Raw genomic sequence first — 19,705 nt, forward strand, 5'->3', positions numbered from 1 at the left:
ATATATATTTATTACTAGGTGTTAATAGTAATATATAATAATAGGTTTTATATAATCAGGAGGGAACTTTATGGATAAAGCATTAACAAACCACGTCATCATTTTATCATTCGACTGTTTATCAGCTTTAGATTTTCCTATACTACAAAAACTACCTCATTTCCAATCTCTAATAAAAAAGGGCACGGTTGTCGAAAAAGTAGAACCAATTTATCCTTCTGTAACATATCCAAGCCACTCAACAATCGTAACTGGTAATTACCCTAACAAGCACGGTGTTGTTAGCAATACGTTACTTCAACCAGGGCGTGAATCACCTGATTGGCATTGGTACCGAAAATCAATAAAAGGAACAACATTGTATGATGAAGCGCGCAAAGCAAATTTAACGACAGCTGCCCTTCTATGGCCTGTTACTGGAAGAGCGAACATCGATTACAATTTACCAGAAATTTTCCCCAATAGACCTTGGCAAAATCAAGTGTTAGTTTCCTTATTTAGCGGTAGCCCACTATACCAATTAGATTTAAATCGTCGTTTCGGCCATATAAGAAATGGTTTATCACAACCAGAGCTGGATGATTTCGTCCTCGCCTCTGCTGTGCATACAATCCAGACGAAAAAGCCTAATGTCATGTTCGTACATTTCACCGATCTAGACACACAAAGACACTATCACGGCTTTGAATCTAACGAAACAACAGCTGCTATCCAGAGACACGACGAACGTCTAGGGAAAATTATTCAAGCACTAAAAGAAAGTGACCTATACGAAGAAAGTACAATTATTGCCCTTGGTGATCATAGCGCTTTAAGTGAAAACAAATCCATCCAATTAAATGTGCTATTCTATCAAAGAGGACTTATATCTCTTAATAAAAAAGGAAAATTAGTAGACTGGAAAGCCTATTGCCAAAGTTGCGACGGCTCCGCCTATGTATATGTAAAGGACAAAAATGATACGGATACAATCCGGGAGGTACAACTACTCCTTGAAGAACTACTTCAAAATAAACAAAACGGAATTGAATTTATACTTCATGATGAAGCTGCCAAAGACTGCGGTGCAGACGGTAATTGTTTATTCATGTTAGAAGCACGAGAAGGGTATTATTTCACTGAAAACTATACAGGAGATTTTATAAAAGAAATTACTGAAAAAGATGTTACGCCTAGTAAAAAATATACATTTGGTACGCATGGATACTCTCCAACAAAACCTAACTATGAAACAATTTTTATCGCTGCTGGGAAAGGAATAAAAAGTGGCTTTACCGTCCCGTATATGAGACTTATTGATGAAGGTCCAACTATCGCTAGACTACTCGGTTTACACTTAGGTGAAACAGACGGAGCAATTGTAGAGGATTTACTCCAATTGTAAAGAACTGTGTATATATGTAAAAGTTATGTAAAATTCATCACTGTTTCTCTTTTTATAATTTTTATTTTTGTACACTGTTAGTAAAACAAATTTAAGGGGGAACATTATATGAAAAAAATGTCCAGACAAGAAAAAAGCTGGATATTATACGATTGGGCGAACTCTGTATACTCGCTCGTCATTACAACTGCATTATTTCCAATTTACTTTAAAGCAGCTGCAAAAGAAGCTGGACTATCTGGGGCAACTTCAACAGCATATTGGGGATATGCAAACTCATTCGCAACACTTTTAATTTCTATACTTGCTCCTATTCTTGGCACAGTTGCTGATTATAAAGGATTTAAAAAACGTTTTTTCACATTCTTCTTTGGACTCGGTATCGTATTTACAAGTATGTTAGCAGTCGTTCCAACCTCTCAGTGGTACTTATTGCTAGGGTGCTATATGCTCGCCTTAATCGGCTTTGCTGGAGCAAACATTTTCTATGATGCATTTTTAGTAGACGTCACTTCTGAAGATAGAATGGACCGAATTTCTACAAGAGGATTTGCATTAGGTTATATCGGGAGTACAATTCCTTTTATCGGTTGTATCGCTCTTATTATTCTTTCTCAAAAAGGAACTATTCCCTTATCGGTCGGCATTGCTAGTCAAATTTCCTTTGCAATAACAGCTCTTTGGTGGGGGTTATTTACAATTCCAATGCTAAAAAACGTAGAGCAAACACACTATATTGAGCGTCATCCAAGACCTATTAGAATGAGCTTCAAACGTCTTGCTGATACTTTTAAAAATATTAAAGAATATAAAACTGTATTTATGTTTCTAATCGCTTACTTTTTCTATATTGACGGAGTCGATACAATTATTACTATGTCTACCGCTTACGGAACCGATCTCGGTATTAGTGCAACGAATCTATTAATCATATTATTTGTAACACAAATTGTCGCTTGTCCATTTGCTTTACTATACGGAAAATTATCTGAAACATTTACTGGCAAAAAAATGCTATATGTCGGTATCATTATTTATATCATTATTTGCACATATGCTTATTTTTTAAAAACGACACTTGATTTTTGGATTTTAGCAATGTTAGTTGCTACATCTCAAGGTGGTATTCAAGCACTAAGTCGTTCATACTTTGCAAAACTAGTACCAAAAGAATCTGCTAATGAATTCTTCGGATTTTATAATATATTTGGGAAGTTTGCCGCAATTATGGGTCCGGTATTAGTCGGTGTTACAACGCAATTAACAGGAAAAACAAACGCTGGTGTTCTTAGTATTATTGTTCTATTTATTATCGGAGGATTCTTACTAACTAGAGTTCCAGAAAATAATACATCCGTTACACCACCTAGTCCAAAGACTAAAACGCTATAAGAAAAGATCCTCTTCTCATAAGAAGAGGATCTTTTTTATTTTTAAAGGTGCGCCTTATAATGAACGACTCTACTGCTTGTACAAAAATAATTTATCAACAGTTGTTCCTAATACTTCAGCTAAACGGAACGCTAACGCTAAGCTTGGATCATATTTATTATTCTCAATTGCATTTATCGTTTGTCTAGAAACCTTACATTTATCAGCTAATGCGCCTTGTGAAATATTATTTTCAGTGCGTAATTCATAGATTTGATTTTTCACACCATTGCTCCTAACCTGTAAAATCGTTTTTACAACATCAGTATATAATTGGCTCATATAGTTGTCAAAAGTTCCTCAAAGAAAAAAGGAGCAATATTGCTCCCTTACAATAGTTATTTTGAAGCTAATGAATTTGTTAGTGCCTCTTTGTTAGCGATATCTTCTTTCTTTATTTGCATACGTACAACTGGCCCTATCGCTAATAAAATAAGTGCCATCGCTATACAAAACACAGTAACTAGTGAAGTTAGTTCCTTTAATCCTCCAGCTAATGAAGTTCCAATTAGCATTGCCCCCATAAACAGTGGTAAAATCGTTCCATTTACTCTTCCAACCATATTTTCTGGTACAAGTTGAATCATAAGCGTACCGACAACAATATTAACACATGCTAAACAAATACCTGTTCCAAATCTCATGAAACTAGTAATCCAAAATGATGTAGATAGCCCTTCTACTAAAAATGAAATGGCTAATATACCCATACCGAATACAAACATCTTTTTCGGATTCACTTTTGAAGCGAAAACTGCAGCAACAATACCACCGAGTAACATACCTATTCCGTCAGCTGCCGCTAAATATTGAACAGCTTCTTTTTCCATACCTAAACGTTCAATTACAAGGAATACTTCTAATGGATTCGTTAATCCAACAGCTAAACCCATAATTGTAAAAGTGATCGTAATCATACGTAAATTTTTCGTATGAAGAACATACTTCCAACCTTCTTTTATATCATTTTTTAATGAGTCTCTCGCCACCTGCTCTTTTTCAACCCATTTTGGTAAGAATGAAAGGGCAATAGCAGATAACAAAAATAAAATGATTAAGCTATATAGTGATGTAAATAAACCAAGTTGTGTATACACAAGCGATCCCACCACTGGTCCAAAAATCAGAAATAATGACTGTAATGTTTGGTTAAATGCAATCGCATTTGCTATCTCTCCTTCTTTTACATAGCGCTTAAATATACGCGAAGATGAGGGCTGAGAAAACTGACCTACAATCGCGGAAATGAGTGTTGCAAAAAATATAGCCTGCCAATAATCCAGCTTTAACAACAAGACAATTCCTATAATAGACAGTACACTTAATACATCTCCAGCGACCATTGTTCTTTTCGGATTCCAGCGATCAGCTAGCGCACCACCGATAAACGAGAAAATAAAAATAGGTGCATATTCCATAACTGATAACAACGAAACAGAAACTGGATCATTATTCGTTCGCTCCATTATAAAATACAAAAGAGCCATATTTCTGATCCAAATTGCAAATTGTTGTAAAATATCAGACGCCATAACGAGCATAAATGCTCGGTTTTTAAATAAAGCGTTCATTTTCATTCCCCTTTCATAAACCGACCGTTCGGTCTAATTTATTTTGTAAGAAAAGCAACTGACCTATTATTCAGCTGCCATTCCTTTTAACAATACATCTATTGCCTTTTTATAAATACGTTTCAGCTCTTTATAATCTAATTCGTAGTAAAGCACTCCAAGTCCTGATAATAATCCGTTTACAATATACATAAGATCACGAGTATTATCTTCACGGAACTCTCCAGACTGTATACCTACTTCAATTAATTTCTCAAACATAACATATGATTCTCTAGTTAAAGCTAACAGTTCATCCAGAACCTCTTTACTTACAACTTGGCTCATAGAGAATTCCTCTATTGCATTTGAAATTGGTTGCTGTATGTCCTCTACATGATATTCCGCGAGACCATATAGTTTTTCAGTACTAGTGCTATACAACTTCTCTTTTTCATTCCATTTTTCAATCCAATCATACGTATGCTGTTTCACTACAAATAAAAATAATTCTTCTTTACTTTTAAAGTGATAATAAATACTTCCTTTACTTCGCTCTGTAATTTCACAAATCTCTTCCATAGATGTAGCTGCGTAGCCCTTCTGTGAAAATAGACTTTCTGCTTTATATGCAATTTCTTTCTTTATCTCTTCTGCGCTTCTTCTCATATTCACACCTCTTTAAACCGACCGTTCAGTCTAATAATAACAAATCAAAAACCTCTATCGCAAGAGGCTATATTCCTTATTTAAGAAAACGTACTTTCAAACCAAGTTCGAATCATATGTATGGTTCCAAATTTAAATGCTAATTTAACAAGAAATACGCCTCCCGCAGCTAATAAAAATAACACTACTTTCCCCTTATTTTTCACTTTCGGTTCCCTTTTCATTTCCATTCCCCTTAGTATGTTAAAAATATTAAACAAACGTTTGTTTAACTGTGTTTATGCATAGTTTGTTTAAAAAGAAATACGCCTATATAAGGCGCATTTTTATCAATCACCACCGCCACCACAGCTTCCTCCGCTATCTCCCCCAAAAGATCCTCCACAATCATGTGAGCCGCCATCATGCGAGCTATCATTATCAGATCCAGCAAAGAAAAATAATGGTGATGAGCTGTTAGATGAATTATGAATGTTATTTTGTTTTGTAAGATTTACCTTCTTTTTGTTCGATCGAACTGCTGTTACGATTGTTCCAACTACAACAAATAATAGTATGACAATAATAAATTCCATTTAAAAGCCTCCCTTATTCCTCGAATAATTGAATGGTTCTCTCTAGATTTTCAAGTGAAATGAAGCGTGATTCACGAAGAATTTCTTTTCCATTATGAAATAATAAAATTGTTGGCCCTGTAAATACTCCATATCGCCCCGCAATCTCCTGCATGTCTTGTAGTAATATCTCTATTTTCTCTACGTAATCATAATTCTCTAATACGCAATTTACTTTTCTTAGCATAACATCACAAACACCACAATTTTCCGTTTTAATAAACAGAAGTACCAATTGTTGTTCTTCGATATAGGTCGCTAATTCTTCTATCGTTTTAAATGTAGTCATCTTATCCCTCTTAGCGTAATTTACGAAATACTTTGTCTTGATACATACGAAAAGCTGAACTATCTTTAATCTTTCTCTTTTCCATTACCTGCTGAAAACGAAGCGTTTTTGCTGTTAACTCTTCTCGTAATCTCTTTCTCTCTTCTTCATCATAACAGCAAGCAATTAGATCCTCTATTTTTAATATATCTTTTTGTAGTTCCATTTCTGGTGGAATCATTCCCGCATTTTTTAAAATTTTATAACTCATTCTAAGTTCTGGAGGTACCATTGAAAGATCTTCTAATTGTAGTGGTTTTCCTTTTCCCGGAAGATAATCAAGATCACCATTCCGTATTGCTTGTCGAATTTTTTCTTCAGCAATGTTCAAAAACACATCCACACCATTCCCTCCTTTACATATTTTTACTATTATTTTACATGATATTTCCTTATCTTTCTATGCCTTTAATAATTGGCTCCATACAATTTTTTCTCAAATTTATTTATAATGAGCTTTTTCCTCCCATACCGATCTTTCGTTTTCATATACAGTTTGTATTCAAGCCTTTTTGTATTGAGAAAGTCTTTTTCAATTTAATAAAGCGTTTACACTAAATCTTACATTTGTTACGATTTAATCACCCCCAGCTCCCTTGTATAGACTTCGTGATGTCTGATCATTTTATCTAGACGTTTCACACGTCTAGATTCATTTTGATTTATTGGCGTATGCCTTTAAATATATCTTTTATTTTGAAAGGAGAAATGGCTATGAGGTCTCAAAAATTCACACTGTTATTACTATCTCTACTACTTTTCTTACCTCTTTTTCTCACAAATTTTATTAATCCAAATCTCGCATTAGCAGATTCACCAAAGCAAAGTCAAAAAATTGTTGGGTACTTTCCTTCGTGGGGCGTTTACGGACGTAATTATCAAGTTGCTGACATTGATGCATCAAAACTTACTCACCTTAACTATGCTTTCGCGGATATTTGTTGGAACGGAAAACATGGAAACCCTTCTACTCATCCTGATAATCCAAATAAACAAACGTGGAACTGTAAAGAATCTGGTGTACCATTGCAAAATAAAGAGGTTCCTAATGGTACTCTCGTACTCGGTGAACCATGGGCTGATGTTACCAAATCGTATCCTGGCTCAGGGACAACTTGGGAAGATTGCGATAAATATGCCCGTTGCGGAAATTTCGGGGAACTAAAACGATTAAAAGCTAAATATCCTCACTTAAAAACAATTATTTCCGTTGGTGGCTGGACTTGGTCTAACCGCTTTTCTGATATGGCCGCTGATGAAAAAACAAGAAAAGTATTTGCTGAATCTACAGTAGCTTTTCTTCGCGCATATGGGTTTGATGGCGTAGATTTAGACTGGGAATATCCGGGCGTTGAAACGATTCCTGGTGGTAGTTATCGTCCTGAAGATAAACAAAATTTCACTCTCCTTCTTCAAGACGTCCGAAATGCTTTGAATAAAGCAGGTGCTGAAGATGGCAAACAATATTTACTAACAATCGCTTCAGGTGCAAGTCAACGCTACGCTGATCATACAGAACTAAAGAAAATTTCTCAAATACTCGATTGGATTAATATTATGACATATGATTTCCACGGCGGATGGGAAGCTACTTCTAATCATAATGCAGCTCTATATAAGGATCCAAATGACCCAGCAGCAAATACGAATTTTTACGTAGATGGTGCTATAAATGTTTATACAAATGAAGGTGTTCCAGTCGATAAACTAGTATTAGGCGTACCCTTTTACGGACGTGGCTGGAAAAATTGTGGCAAAGAAAATAACGGACAATATCAACCTTGCAAACCAGGTAGTGATGGGAAACTTGCTTCTAAAGGTACTTGGGATGATTACTCTACCGGTGACACAGGTGTGTATGATTACGGTGATTTAGCAGCCAATTACGTTAATAAAAATGGTTTTGTACGCTACTGGAATGACACAGCTAAAGTACCTTACTTATATAATGCAACTACAGGCACATTTATTAGCTACGATGACAATGAATCTATGAAATACAAAACAGACTATATAAAGACGAAAGGTTTAAGTGGAGCAATGTTTTGGGAACTAAGCGGAGATTGCCGTACAAGTCCAAAATATAGTTGCAGTGGTCCAAAATTACTTGATACGCTAGTAAAAGAATTACTTGGTGGACCTATTAGTCAAAAAGATACTGAGCCACCAACGAATGTTAAAAACATTGTAGTTACGAATAAAAATTCAAACTCAGTTCAATTAAACTGGACTGTATCTACTGATAACGTAGGAGTTACGGAATATGAAATTACTGCTGGAGAAGAGAAATGGAGTACAACAACAAATAGCATTACAATTAAAAACTTAAAACCTAATACGGAATACAAATTTTCGGTAATTGCCAAAGATGCTGCTGGAAATAAATCACAACCTACCGCCCTTACTGTCAAAACGGATGAAGCTAATACGACACCTCCTGATGGAAATGGTACTGCTACATTTTCAGTCACTTCGAATTGGGGCAGCGGTTATAACTTCTCGATTATAATCAAAAATAATGGAACGACTCCTATTAAAAATTGGAAATTAGAATTTGATTATAGCGGCAATTTAACACAAGTTTGGGATTCTAAAATTAGTAGTAAAACAAATAATCATTATGTAATTACGAACGCAGGATGGAATGGTGAAATTCCTCCTGGTGGATCTATTACAATTGGCGGTGCAGGAACAGGTAATCCTGCCGAACTTTTAAATGCCGTCATTAGCGAAAACTAGACGTAATATCCATTAATTACTTCAATAAAGTTTGAATTTAGGTTTGAGCAATACCTCCTAAATTCAAACTTTTAATTTTATGAAAAATCAAAAATATCACAATAACCTATTATAATTATATTTAATTTTTAATATGAAGTTTATATGAAGTTCATTTGAATTTTACATGAATTTCCTTTAATTTCTATTGTCTTCCTATAATATCCATATTATCCTTTACATAAAGGAATTATTTTTATTCCATTTTGAACTATCTATATATATAAAGAAAGATAGTCACCTGTTAGGGAAAGGCTTTCGTATTATAAATATAACAAAAGAAAAAGCACGCTTATAAGCGCACCATAAGAGTGCTTCTTCATACAATTCTCATGTAAGAGTTCTCGAAAATCATGTTAATCACAAAGAAAAGGCATTAGCTCATAAAAGCTAATGCCTTTTCTTTATTCATATTGTTGAGTATTCCATTCTTCTATATTTCATAATTTTGTTATCTACGATTCATAGAAAGAAGGTTCATGTGAGACAATTAAAACCGTTCCTTTGTATTGTTGTAACGCTTCCTGTAAAGCCAGCTTAGTTTCTACATCCAAATGATTAGTCCGTTCGTCTAAAATTAAAACATCAGCTTTTTCTATTTTTTCATATAAGGAGCTAACACACTTAAAATCTCTTCTTTATCCTTTTTTAATTCGAGTGATGTTAACATATCCATCGTTCTCGGCCTAGGTAATTTCACTTGTACCTCGCCAACTATTGACGCTGGTCTTTGAGATAAAATAAATACGCGATCTGAAAGCAAGATTGCCTCATCTAAGTCATGTGTAACCATAACGATTGTTTGCTTCTCTTGATGCCAAGAGTTTAAAAGCCAGCTATGTACTTCCATTTTTGTAAATGCATCTAATTTACCAAAAGGCTCATCAAGCAGCATAATTGGCTTTTCACATAAATATGTGCGCAGAAAACTAATTCTTTGACGCATACCACCAGACAATTCATCTGGATAATGGTTTGCATATTCATCTAGTTCGAACTGCTTTAATGCTTCCATTCCTTCTGTCAGCCTTTGTTTTTTCGGCTTTCCTTCAATTTCTAACGGAAGAACGATATTTTGCAAAGCTGATCGCCACGGTAGTAATAAATCTTGTTGTGGCATATAACTAACAACATCTTGCTCTTGTACTTGCTTATCGTTATACGTTACGTTCCCGCTTGTTGGTTTTTCAACATTTGCAATCATGTTTAATAATGTGCTTTTCCCGCAACCACTCGGTCCTACAAAGGAAACAAACTCTCCCTCTTGTATAGAGGCACTAATATTCTCTAATACATTCTTTCCGTCGAAAGATTTCACTATATTTTTTATTTGTAATCCGCTCATTTTTCACTTGGAAGGAATTCATTTGTAAAAGCATCTTTTACATCGATTTTCTTTTTAATAACTTTGTTGTCATATAAGAAATTCATGTAATTCGTCCAAATTTCTTCCTTCTGTACTCCCCATGCTTTAGCATCATCTTGATACTTCGTACTTAACCATTTTTGGCTTTCTTGAACTAAATCTTTATTCACATCTGGAACAGCTTTAATTAAAATATCAGCAGCCTCTTTCGGTTCCTTAATTGCAAAATTATAACCTTCTGTCGTTGCACTCATAAACTTTTTCACAAAGTCTTTATCTTGCTTCGTATGTTTTTCACTCGTAATAATAACAGGACTATAGAAATCAAGCGCTGGATCTAAGTCCTTCACCATAATCGTATTTAACTCTTTTCCTTGACGCTTCGCTTCAATACCATCCCAACCGTAATAAATCCATTCAAAATCTGCATCACGGCCAATTGATTTAAAGAAATCTGTTTGTCCTAAGATGATTTTTTCAACTTTATTAAAATCAGCTTGATGTTTATCCATAATCGTCTTTAATGTCGCTTCTTCTGCTGGTCCTCCCCAGCCGCCGTAACGTTTACCTTCAAAATCTTTCGGTGACGTCATATTGTCTTTCTTAAGCGATGCAAACGCTGAAGTGTTATGCTGAATAATCGCTCCTACAGATACAACAGGAATTCCTTCTACACGAGCTAACGTTACATTTTCTTGTGCACTTATTGCGAAGTCTGCTTTTCCTGATGCTATCATTTGCTCTGCTGTTACATTGTCACCTGGTTGAATAATTTCTACATCTAATCCTTGCTTTTTGTAATAATCTTTCGTTTTCGCTACATACAAGCCAGTATGATTCGTATTTGGAAACCAATCTAATACTACTTTTACTTTTTGATCTTTACTTGCACTTTCTTCTTTCTTCGCCGGATTACATCCAGCCACACCTACCGCTACTAAGGCAGCTAACATAACTTTCAAACCTTTTTTCATTTTCTGCCGTCCTTTCTATATATCCATGGTGCTGTTATTCTTGCCATAAACTCTACGATAAAATACAGGCATAATGTCACCATAACGATGATTGCTGCAACACCAAATACTCGGGCAGTCAAAAAGGATTTTGTAGCCCTCGTAAGCATAACGCCTAATCCTTCACTTGCACCGAGCCATTCTCCGATAATTGCCCCCATTACGCTATATGTAACTGCAATTTTTAAACCTGAGAAAAAGTATGGGAGCACTGCTGGAAATTTTACCTTCTGGTAAACTTGCCATTTCGTCGCCTTCATTGTTTGTAACAGTTTCAGCATATTTTTATCTACTGTTTGAAAACCTTCTAAAATACTAAGCGCAATTGGGAAGAAACAAACGAGTATTACGACCATTACTTTCGGCAACATCCCATATCCAAACCAAATAATAAATAGCGGTGCAAGTACAACAATTGGAATTGTTTGCGAAATAACGAGCAATGGATTTATTAAAATACGAAATAACGGTATAACATCCATAATAATTGCGATGCTCGTCCCCAATAAAATTGCAAAGAATAGTCCAATTATAACTTCCTGCAGTGTTTGCATCGTATTTGGTAATAGTAAATCTTTCATCCCAATTAATTCTTGAACAATGGCAGAAGGCTTTGGTAAAATCCACGGTTCGATTTTAAATAATGAAACAGATCCTTCCCATATCGCAATGAGAAGGATAAGCCAAATAGTTGTAATAAGTTTAGATTGCTTCTGGTTTTGCATATTCATCACGGTACTTCCAAACCTTTTCATCTATCGTTACACCAGTGCTTGGACGATAATGGATTTTAATAGAAGTAATCACTTCTTCTGCTCCAGCATCGACGCAAGCTTGTTGCGCACGTTTAACGACATCAAGAAGTACATCTAATTCTCCTTCCAAAGTTGTTTCCATTGCCCCTACTTCATAACGAACTCCCGATTGTTGCACAACTTCAATTGCTTTATCGACAACAGAATATACATCTTTCGTTTTCGCTTGTGGTACTACTGAAAATGACATTGTAACTTGTTGTGACATAATAAAATCCCCCTTATAAAATTAAATTTCAAAAATAAGAAAAGGCTTTCCTACTGCGTAGGAAAGCCTTGTATGCAAGTTATTACAGAATAACATATGCTACATCACTTTAAGTAACTCCCTACGCTGGCATTATCCAGATCAGGTTGAGGGTCGATGTTTACTTACATCCTCTCAGCCAATTGGCTCCCCGGTCCTTAATTCGTTTTCATTGTAGCATGATTTATTTTATTGAACAAACAAAAGCATGCATAATCATTTCATTATTTTTGGAAAATAACCAACTTTTTCACCATGAGCTAATAACTGCTGTATAAATTCTTTATTGATTGCTGGTACTATCAATTCTTTTTTCTTAATCCATTCATTCGTTCTACGCGTACCCATTACAATTTCAGATTGCTGCGCTCCATCTCCTGCAACTTGAGAAGCAATTAACTCTGCTATTACTTCATTTCCCTTCGCTAATGCAAGTCCGGTATTTACATATTCTGAAAGTGGAACCATTTCAAGATTGTATCCACACTCTCCAATTAGCTGTATAAATTGTTCAAACTCAATTTGATGTGGATGACAAATATGTAACGTCTCTCCTACAATTTGCGCATCTTGTAAATACGATACAATTGATTTACTAGCAAAATCAATTGGTGTGAAATCAACTTTCCACTTCACATTTGGTGCTTTCCCAATTAATAGCATTGTTTTAATAAGACGATAAAATGCGTTTCCTTCAATATTTTGTTGGAACGAACCTGTTTCTGAATGACATGCTAAATTACCTGCACGATAAATATTTCCGCGCAAACCATTTTTCATTGCTTCACGAACAATGTTTTCCGCTTGTAGTTTACTATTTGAATATACATTCTCTAAGTCTACACTGTAATTAAAATCACCAGTTTTCATGTATGTATCCCATTGATCTACCGCTAATTCTAACGGGATACCAATTGTAGAAATAAAATGGAATGTAGCACCTTTCTCCGCTAATGCTAGCATACGGCTAGTTCCTTGGACATTTATATTTTCAAATTGTTTTACATCTCCAAAATGTCTTACATCTGCACCGCAATGAATTATCGTATCCATCTTAGAACTGATGAACATAAATTCTTCTTCGCTCATCCCAAGATACTCTTCTCCCAGATCACCAGCTACGGCCTGTATACGCTGTAACCATTCTTCACATATATCATTAAAGTAGCCTGTTAATGTATCTATAATTCTTTGCTGCACATCTTTGGTTGGTCTTACTAAACAATAAATAGTAGCAGATGTATCTCTCAACAATTCATATAATATGTGTGATCCTAAATAACCAGTAGCTCCTGTTAAAAAGACATTTGAAATCTGGGTTTCTTCCAAAACGTTTGCATACGTGATAGTATCTGGCTCGTGAATCACTTTATATTCACGAAATACTTCTTCTTTCTCTACTTTTACTTCTCGCTCAATTCGAGTTAATCCATATATCGTTCTTTCTTTAAAGAAATCTTGAATTGTTAAATGTGAGAAATCTTCTTTTAACAATGTTAAGACTCGTAATACTTTTAATGAATGTCCACCAATTGTAAAGAAATCATCATGCACTCCAACTTTTGAAATTCCTAATACTTCCGCCCAGGCGTTCGCTATTTGTTTTTCTGCTTTATTAGAAGGTGCAACATATTCTTGTAGCCGAACCGGTTCATACTTTTCTTCTAACTGAGCTAACTTCTTAACATCAATCTTTTTATTAGGTGTAAGTGGTAATTCATTAATATAAATTAGTTTAGATGGCACCATATAATCTGGTAATTGCTCTTGTAACTGATAAACTAATTCTGGTATTTCTTTTTTATTTAAAGTTGTATAGAACGCGATTAAATATTGGCTACCTTCCTTACTCTTCTTAGCAAAAACAGCATTTTCTTTTATATTATGATTTTGAGAAATTTTACTTTGGATTTCTCCTAGTTCAATACGATGTCCTCTAATTTTTACTTGATCATCTTTCCGATGTAAAAACTCTATATTTCCATCCTCTAGCAACTTAACGATATCACCTGTTTTATATATATTAACTATAGGATTAAAAGGGTTCGGAATAAAAGCTTCAATTGTTTTATTAGGCTTATTAAAATACCCTTTTGCTAATCCCACTGAATCTATATATAATTCACCAGGTACACCAATTGGACAAAGATTCATATTCTCATCCAAAATCATAACTTGATAATTAGCACATGGTTTACCAATGGGAATACTCGCAACATCCTCATTTAACTGACTAGGTATTTTATAGGTTGTCGTCACTACAGTACATTCTGTCGGTCCGTATACATTATAAATTTCAACATTTGTACCTATTCTTTCTCTCCACAATTTAATAACCTCTACAGGCAACATTTCACCGCCAATCGCAATTCTTTTTAGGGAAGCTAGCTTATATATATCTTCTTCTGCTAAATAAGTTGCTACTTGTCGAACAAAAATTGTTGCTAATGCCAAGATTGAAGTTGCTTTCACTTTATAGATTGCATTTGCAAATGCTTCTGCAGACAATCGCTCTTCCTCTAATAGTACATACAAGTTTCCTCCGCAGAATAAAGAAGCAAATGACTCCCATACAGAAGCATCGAAACTAAAGGAAGGAAATTGAGCAAATACATCCTCTTCTGTCAATTCATATTGCTTTTTCATCCAAGTGTACAGATTAACAACGCCTCTATGTGCTAACATCGTTCCCTTTGGATTCCCTGTTGAACCCGATGTATAAATCATATAAGCTACATCATCACAATGAATAGACAACTTTACATCTATATCTTCATAAGTTTCACTATCATACAATGAAACTGTTTGAACCCCATCACATGTTATAGGCGTCTCTTTCATCAATATAACTTTCGCTTGGCTATCTTGAATAATGTACTGTATTCTACTTTCCGGATAATCTGGATCAATCGGAACATACGCTGCACCAGCTTTTAATATAGCTACCATACTTACTACTGTGTCTATGCTACGTTTCATAAATATTCCAACATAGTCTCCTAATTGGACGCCGTTTTTAATTAACATATGAGCTATTTGATTACTTTTTTTATTTAGCTCCTCATAAGTTAAAGTACCTTCCCTTGAAGATAAAGCTATACGATTTGGAAATTGAGTAACAGTATTATAGAACATATCGACGATACTTTTCTCAGGATATACTGCTGTCGTATCATTCACTTGACTATAAAGTGCCATCTCGGCCTCTGTAATAATATTAAAATGTTTTATATACTTATTAGTATTTTGTGATATATCAACTAAAACACCTTGTATTTGTTGTGCATAACGAGTAATCGTTGTCTCTTTCCAATTAACACTATTAAATATTATTTCTACACTTTGCATATTTTTACTAAATACAAATTGTAATGTATTCGTGTCTTTTAGCTCATAATATGTTTCCCCAATAATAATAGGTGACATTTCATATAATGTATTACCGTTTTGAAACTCTTCTATTTCTTCCTCATTCATTTCTTTAATTTGCTCCAGTTGCTCTTCAATTTGTAAATTTAAACTTTCATAGGAGAGAAAATTAGAAACTTCAATAGTAATTGGAAATAAATTTCCTCTCACATGATAAAGCACGACAATATGTTTTTCTTTAGAAATATGATATAACCACGTTGCAGTCGCTCCTATTAAATCTACAATGTGAGTCAAATTTGAAAACAGTTCCGTTTTCCTTTTTATCCTAAGTTCTGTTCCTTGCACATCTTTAGGTATTTTAATACTTCCTTCTACTTTTCCTAAAAATTCTTTTACCATCTCATTATAAGAAATTGCTAATTTCATATTTATGTAAATTCCTCTCTTAAATATAATAAAGGTGTGAAAATTCACACCTTTTTCATCCCTTATTAAAGGGCAGATTCGTTCAATTCATAATCAGTAGCGGAGATACCCCCTTGATTAGAATTGAACTTTCTCCTTATTCGCTTTTAAACTCACCAATAAGCTCTTGTAATTCCTGAGAAAGCCAACTTAAAGAAGTCGCTAATTCTGCAATATCTTGTACTGATATTTCTTGCTCTTTCATGCTTTCTTCAACATTACTACTGCTGTTGGCATAAGTATTTGCAATATGTGATAATTCATTTACGACTTGAACAATATTCTGGCTATTTTGTAAAATGTCACTCGAATTACCGGAAACAGCTTTTACTTGATCTGTAACAGATTGCGCTGATTTTGAGATTTTTTCAAAGAAATCTCCACTACTTTGAACAAGCGAAATTCCAGTTTCTACTTCTTTTGAACCTTTTTGCATGGAAACTACAGCATCTTCTGTCTCAGCTTGTGTTTCACCAATCAATTTCGCTATATCTTTTGCAGACGCTTCCGTTTGTTCTGCTAATTTTCGTACTTCATCAGCAACAACTGCAAACCCTCTTCCAGCTGCTCCAGCACGTGAAGCCTCAATAGAAGCATTTAAAGCTAATAAATTTGTTTGATTTGAAATACCTGTAATTACAGTTACGATATCACTAATTTCTTTTGACCTTGTTTCTAACGAATAAATGATGGAAGATAAATCTTGTACTGCATTTTGGATTAAACTCATTTGATTAATAATTTGTCCAATCACTTCATTACCTTCAATTGAATGTTGTTCCATACCTTCAGAAGCAACCGCAACTTGTTTTGCAGCCCCAGTTATTTCTTCTACCTTATCTTCCATTCCATGTACAATTCCTAAACATTGTTGTACTGAAGTTTTTTGAGACTGTGCCCCTACTCTTAAACCTTCAATAGAACTTGCAATCTCTTGAACTGCCATGCTGTTTTCCTCTGTACTCGCCGACAATTCTTGTGAAGAAGAAGAAACTTGCTCAGCAGTTTGCCTTACTTTATCTATAATCCCTTTAAATTTTTCAATCGTGTTATTGAAATAAACATTAATAATTCCAATATCATCTGGTCTTTCTTTTAATTTAATACTTAAGTCACCTTCACCAATTTTACGTAACCCTTCTCGTAAATCTTTTAATGGAGCTAGCGAGTGACGCACGATAAAGAATTGAGTAATAGTCGCAATTGCTAATGAAATAATGATGAAGAGTAAGCCCTGTATCATAAACTTCTCTTTTGTAATAGGAACAATGGAAGCATCTAAGTCAGCCGCAATAATTGCAACAATATTGTTTTCTCCATCTGTAATTGGTTCTAATATTGTCACCCACGAACCTATTTCATCTTCATATACTTCTGTCATTTGAGCCTTTTTCGTATCAATCACTTTATCGTATGCCTTCATCCAATGAGCGGGTTGTTCATAATAATCTCCCGGCTTTATAGGAAACGCATTTGTTAACTCTGTAGTCAAACCAACGAGTTGTAATTCTCGCTTTTCATTCGGCTTTGCTCCTGTAACATACGTTTGTCCAACGCTTTTCAATTCTTTTGATACTTCATCTAATTTCTCTGTTAACTTTTCTTTTTTCACTTTTTCGGCTGTAGGATCTTTCGCCATGTCTCTAACTAATTCTACATCCAGTTTTTTCAATACTATTTCTCCTGTTTCAATAGACTGCCTTTCAAATAAAGACATCATACTATTTTGAAACATGTTGAAACTTAATGCACCCATACTTCCAACAAGTGTCAAAATAACTAATACGGTTAATAAGACGTTCTTTTGAAGGAACGATAACTTATGCCAATATTTTTTCATTAATATCCACCTTCCTTAATCAACATAAACAAAAAAACAAAATATATGAATATTTTGTTTGAAAATGTTTCTCAATATGTTCGAGAATAAAAAAAAGCCAATGTAAAAGCATTGGCCAAGACCAACCCTATCCGTCCGGTAACTGGCTAGCGTAGCCTTTCGACCTTAGCTCCTGTAGTTTTGCGTCCTCATGTTTCCATCAGTTTGCCTTTCTCGCTGAACGAGTTGAACGATATGGGAGTTCTATGAGAATCAATTTATTCTCTTTCAAAGATTACAACATATAAATCAAAATGTCTACTTATTTAGAGATATAAATACAAATTTTCAATGCATTGCTTTTTCAAAATAATTTCAAAAAGTACGTGAATGTTACTTTTTTTGTGTTATATAATAAAAAATGTATAAATAACAAGGATTTCTTCGGGTATTTATTTAATTTTCAATCAAATTAAACTATTCGAATATATCTTAACTAATGAATTTCGGAGGTAGTTTATCATGTTTTGGCTACAATTTCTTACCTTGTTACTCTGTATTTTTATTGGTGCACGCCTAGGCGGAGTTGGTTTAGGAGTAATGGGTGGAGTTGGTATGGCAATACTCGTTTTTGTCTTCCACTTACAACCAACGGCGCCTCCTATCGATGTAATGCTTATGATTTTGGCAGTAATTACAGCTGCTGGTGCTTTGCAAGCCGCTGGAGGAATGGACTACCTTGTTCATCTAGCTGAAAAGGCATTACGAAAAAATCCAAAACGCATTACATTCTTTGCTCCAATTGTTACTTATTTATTTACACTTTGTGCAGGAACTGGTCACGTTGCTTATTCTGTACTTCCTGTTATCGCTGAAGTCTCTCGCGAATCCGGAATTAGACCAGAACGACCAATGTCAATTGCCGTAATTGCTTCCCAACAAGCAATTACAGCTAGTCCTATATCAGCTGCAACAGTTGCACTTTTAGCAATGTTAGCTGACTATAAAATCACCTTATTAGATATTTTAAAAGTAAGTATCCCTTCTACTTTCATCGCTTGTATGATAGCTGCATTTGTTGCTAGTAAGATGGGAAAAGAATTAAATGAAGACCCTGAATACTTAAAACGATTAAAAGAAGGATTAATTCCTAAGCTTGAAGAGAAAAAAGAATTTGTAGGTGTAAAGGGCGCAAAATTATCAGTTATCCTTTTCCTTGTAGGAACCTTCCTTGTTGTACTTCTTGGTTCATTTGAAGCACTTCGTCCAGGATGGATAGTTGATGGGAAGTTAGCCCGTCTTTCCATGCCGAACACAATTGAGATGGTTATGTTAACTATCGCGGCTCTTATTATTATTTTCTGTAAACCAAATGTAGAAAGCATTGTATCTGGTAACGTCTTTAAAGCAGGAGCAACAGCAGTTGTTGCTATTTTCGGTATCGCTTGGATGGGAGATACTTTCTTTAATGGAAACTTAAATATGATTCAAGGATCGATTCAGCATTTAGTAACAAGTGCACCTTGGCTATTTGCTATCGCACTATTCATTCTATCTATTTTACTGTACAGCCAAGCAGCAACAGTTCGTGCCTTAATGCCACTTGGACTATCTCTTGGTATTCCACCAGCGCTACTGATTGCGATGTTCCCTGCAGTAAATGGATATTTCTTCATTCCAAACTATGGAACAATCGTTGCTGCCATTAACTTTGACCGTACTGGTACAACAGGTATCGGTAAATACGTATTAAATCATAGTTTTATGATTCCGGGCCTAATTGCAACATTTACTTCTATCGGAATTGGAATGCTCTTAATTTCAATTATGTTTTAAAGAAAAAGCACAAACCTT

At 34.7% G+C, this 19,705-nt stretch carries 17 protein-coding genes and 2 riboswitches; of the genes, 4 read left to right on the forward strand and 13 right to left on the reverse strand.

Features of this window, described 5'->3' with window-relative positions:
* The first annotated feature begins 70 nt into the window (after positions 1 to 70).
* Positions 71 to 1,384, forward strand: a complete 1,314-nt coding sequence (locus tag QO049_RS13010; protein WP_097856520.1) for an alkaline phosphatase family protein — start codon at positions 71 to 73, stop codon at positions 1,382 to 1,384.
* Between the two features lie 108 nt (positions 1,385 to 1,492).
* Positions 1,493 to 2,776, forward strand: coding sequence for an MFS transporter (locus QO049_RS13015; protein ID WP_000738812.1), 1,284 nt, complete (start codon positions 1,493 to 1,495; stop codon positions 2,774 to 2,776).
* A 69-nt stretch (positions 2,777 to 2,845) separates the two neighbouring features.
* Here QO049_RS13015 and QO049_RS13020 read toward each other — a convergent pair whose 3' ends face one another.
* The 7 genes from QO049_RS13020 to QO049_RS13050 form a co-directional block, all read right to left on the reverse strand.
* Positions 2,846 to 3,097, reverse strand: coding sequence for a helix-turn-helix transcriptional regulator (locus QO049_RS13020; protein ID WP_002023181.1), 252 nt, complete (start codon positions 3,095 to 3,097; stop codon positions 2,846 to 2,848).
* 56 nt (positions 3,098 to 3,153) lie between these two features.
* Complete coding sequence (locus tag QO049_RS13025; RefSeq protein ID WP_246961819.1) at positions 3,154 to 4,386, reverse strand: MFS transporter; 1,233 nt, start codon at positions 4,384 to 4,386, stop codon at positions 3,154 to 3,156.
* Positions 4,387 to 4,452: 66 nt separating this feature from the next.
* Complete coding sequence (locus QO049_RS13030; RefSeq protein ID WP_246961817.1) at positions 4,453 to 5,034, reverse strand: TetR/AcrR family transcriptional regulator; 582 nt, start codon at positions 5,032 to 5,034, stop codon at positions 4,453 to 4,455.
* Positions 5,035 to 5,114: 80 nt separating this feature from the next.
* Positions 5,115 to 5,258: a hypothetical protein gene (locus tag QO049_RS13035; protein WP_000817981.1), complete on the reverse strand. Its 144-nt coding sequence runs from the start codon at positions 5,256 to 5,258 to the stop codon at positions 5,115 to 5,117.
* A 105-nt stretch (positions 5,259 to 5,363) separates the two neighbouring features.
* Positions 5,364 to 5,609: a hypothetical protein gene (locus QO049_RS13040; protein ID WP_000394369.1), complete on the reverse strand. Its 246-nt coding sequence runs from the start codon at positions 5,607 to 5,609 to the stop codon at positions 5,364 to 5,366.
* A 13-nt stretch (positions 5,610 to 5,622) separates the two neighbouring features.
* Entirely contained in the window at positions 5,623 to 5,937 is a 315-nt protein-coding gene (locus tag QO049_RS13045) for a thioredoxin family protein (RefSeq protein ID WP_000206517.1), read from the reverse strand.
* A gap of 10 nt (positions 5,938 to 5,947) precedes the next feature.
* Entirely contained in the window at positions 5,948 to 6,319 is a 372-nt protein-coding gene (locus QO049_RS13050; protein WP_000382380.1) for a DnaJ family domain-containing protein, read from the reverse strand.
* Positions 6,320 to 6,690: 371 nt separating this feature from the next.
* Between QO049_RS13050 and QO049_RS13055 the strand changes: the two genes are divergently transcribed.
* A complete protein-coding gene (locus tag QO049_RS13055) occupies positions 6,691 to 8,715 on the forward strand; it encodes a glycosyl hydrolase family 18 protein (protein WP_246961815.1) in 2,025 nt (674 codons plus the stop codon).
* Positions 8,716 to 9,349: 634 nt separating this feature from the next.
* Here QO049_RS13055 and QO049_RS13060 read toward each other — a convergent pair.
* The 6 genes from QO049_RS13060 to QO049_RS13085 all read right to left on the reverse strand — a co-directional run bounded on the left by QO049_RS13060 (position 9,350) and on the right by QO049_RS13085 (position 17,872).
* A complete protein-coding gene (locus QO049_RS13060) occupies positions 9,350 to 10,099 on the reverse strand; it encodes an ABC transporter ATP-binding protein (RefSeq protein WP_000016085.1) in 750 nt (249 codons plus the stop codon).
* Positions 10,096 to 11,094: an ABC transporter substrate-binding protein gene (locus QO049_RS13065; RefSeq protein WP_000715568.1), complete on the reverse strand. Its 999-nt coding sequence runs from the start codon at positions 11,092 to 11,094 to the stop codon at positions 10,096 to 10,098. Before QO049_RS13065 ends, QO049_RS13060 begins: the two co-directional genes overlap by 4 nt.
* Positions 11,091 to 11,864, reverse strand: coding sequence for an ABC transporter permease (locus tag QO049_RS13070; RefSeq protein WP_001057166.1), 774 nt, complete (start codon positions 11,862 to 11,864; stop codon positions 11,091 to 11,093). Before QO049_RS13070 ends, QO049_RS13065 begins: the two co-directional genes overlap by 4 nt.
* Positions 11,836 to 12,156, reverse strand: a complete 321-nt coding sequence (locus QO049_RS13075) for an MTH1187 family thiamine-binding protein (protein ID WP_000082906.1) — start codon at positions 12,154 to 12,156, stop codon at positions 11,836 to 11,838. The genes QO049_RS13070 and QO049_RS13075 overlap by 29 nt, the downstream gene beginning before the upstream one ends.
* A 101-nt stretch (positions 12,157 to 12,257) precedes the next feature.
* Positions 12,258 to 12,359, reverse strand: a riboswitch (TPP riboswitch).
* Between the two features lie 52 nt (positions 12,360 to 12,411).
* The gene (locus QO049_RS13080; protein WP_246961813.1) at positions 12,412 to 15,993 is read right to left on the reverse strand and encodes a non-ribosomal peptide synthetase family protein; all 3,582 of its coding nucleotides are present in this window, start codon (positions 15,991 to 15,993) and stop codon (positions 12,412 to 12,414) included.
* Positions 15,994 to 16,129: 136 nt separating this feature from the next.
* A complete protein-coding gene (locus tag QO049_RS13085) occupies positions 16,130 to 17,872 on the reverse strand; it encodes a methyl-accepting chemotaxis protein (RefSeq protein ID WP_000761081.1) in 1,743 nt (580 codons plus the stop codon).
* A gap of 134 nt (positions 17,873 to 18,006) precedes the next feature.
* Positions 18,007 to 18,091, reverse strand: a riboswitch (cyclic di-GMP riboswitch).
* A gap of 282 nt (positions 18,092 to 18,373) precedes the next feature.
* Between QO049_RS13085 and QO049_RS13090 the strand changes: the two genes are divergently transcribed.
* Complete coding sequence (locus QO049_RS13090) at positions 18,374 to 19,687, forward strand: anaerobic C4-dicarboxylate transporter family protein (protein WP_000498691.1); 1,314 nt, start codon at positions 18,374 to 18,376, stop codon at positions 19,685 to 19,687.
* Positions 19,688 to 19,705: the final 18 nt, after the last annotated feature.

It is taken from the genome of Bacillus sp. RB3, from assembly GCF_030164735.1.
In the GTDB taxonomy this organism is placed as follows: Bacteria; Bacillota; Bacilli; order Bacillales; family Bacillaceae_G; genus Bacillus_A; species Bacillus_A cereus.

Coding starts and splice junctions, on each gene's coding strand:
- QO049_RS13080 (WP_246961813.1), bottom strand. CDS start 15,993: ATGAAATTAGCAATTTCTTATAATGAGATGGTAAAAGAATTTTTAGGA.
- QO049_RS13070 (WP_001057166.1), bottom strand. CDS start 11,864: ATGAATATGCAAAACCAGAAGCAATCTAAACTTATTACAACTATTTGG.
- QO049_RS13045 (WP_000206517.1), bottom strand. CDS start 5,937: ATGACTACATTTAAAACGATAGAAGAATTAGCGACCTATATCGAAGAA.
- QO049_RS13025 (WP_246961819.1), bottom strand. CDS start 4,386: ATGAACGCTTTATTTAAAAACCGAGCATTTATGCTCGTTATGGCGTCT.
- QO049_RS13085 (WP_000761081.1), bottom strand. CDS start 17,872: ATGAAAAAATATTGGCATAAGTTATCGTTCCTTCAAAAGAACGTCTTA.
- QO049_RS13030 (WP_246961817.1), bottom strand. CDS start 5,034: ATGAGAAGAAGCGCAGAAGAGATAAAGAAAGAAATTGCATATAAAGCA.
- QO049_RS13060 (WP_000016085.1), bottom strand. CDS start 10,099: ATGAGCGGATTACAAATAAAAAATATAGTGAAATCTTTCGACGGAAAG.
- QO049_RS13090 (WP_000498691.1), top strand. CDS start 18,374: ATGTTTTGGCTACAATTTCTTACCTTGTTACTCTGTATTTTTATTGGT.
- QO049_RS13035 (WP_000817981.1), bottom strand. CDS start 5,258: ATGAAAAGGGAACCGAAAGTGAAAAATAAGGGGAAAGTAGTGTTATTT.
- QO049_RS13020 (WP_002023181.1), bottom strand. CDS start 3,097: ATGAGCCAATTATATACTGATGTTGTAAAAACGATTTTACAGGTTAGG.
- QO049_RS13075 (WP_000082906.1), bottom strand. CDS start 12,156: ATGTCACAACAAGTTACAATGTCATTTTCAGTAGTACCACAAGCGAAA.
- QO049_RS13065 (WP_000715568.1), bottom strand. CDS start 11,094: ATGAAAAAAGGTTTGAAAGTTATGTTAGCTGCCTTAGTAGCGGTAGGT.
- QO049_RS13010 (WP_097856520.1), top strand. CDS start 71: ATGGATAAAGCATTAACAAACCACGTCATCATTTTATCATTCGACTGT.
- QO049_RS13055 (WP_246961815.1), top strand. CDS start 6,691: ATGAGGTCTCAAAAATTCACACTGTTATTACTATCTCTACTACTTTTC.
- QO049_RS13040 (WP_000394369.1), bottom strand. CDS start 5,609: ATGGAATTTATTATTGTCATACTATTATTTGTTGTAGTTGGAACAATC.
- QO049_RS13015 (WP_000738812.1), top strand. CDS start 1,493: ATGAAAAAAATGTCCAGACAAGAAAAAAGCTGGATATTATACGATTGG.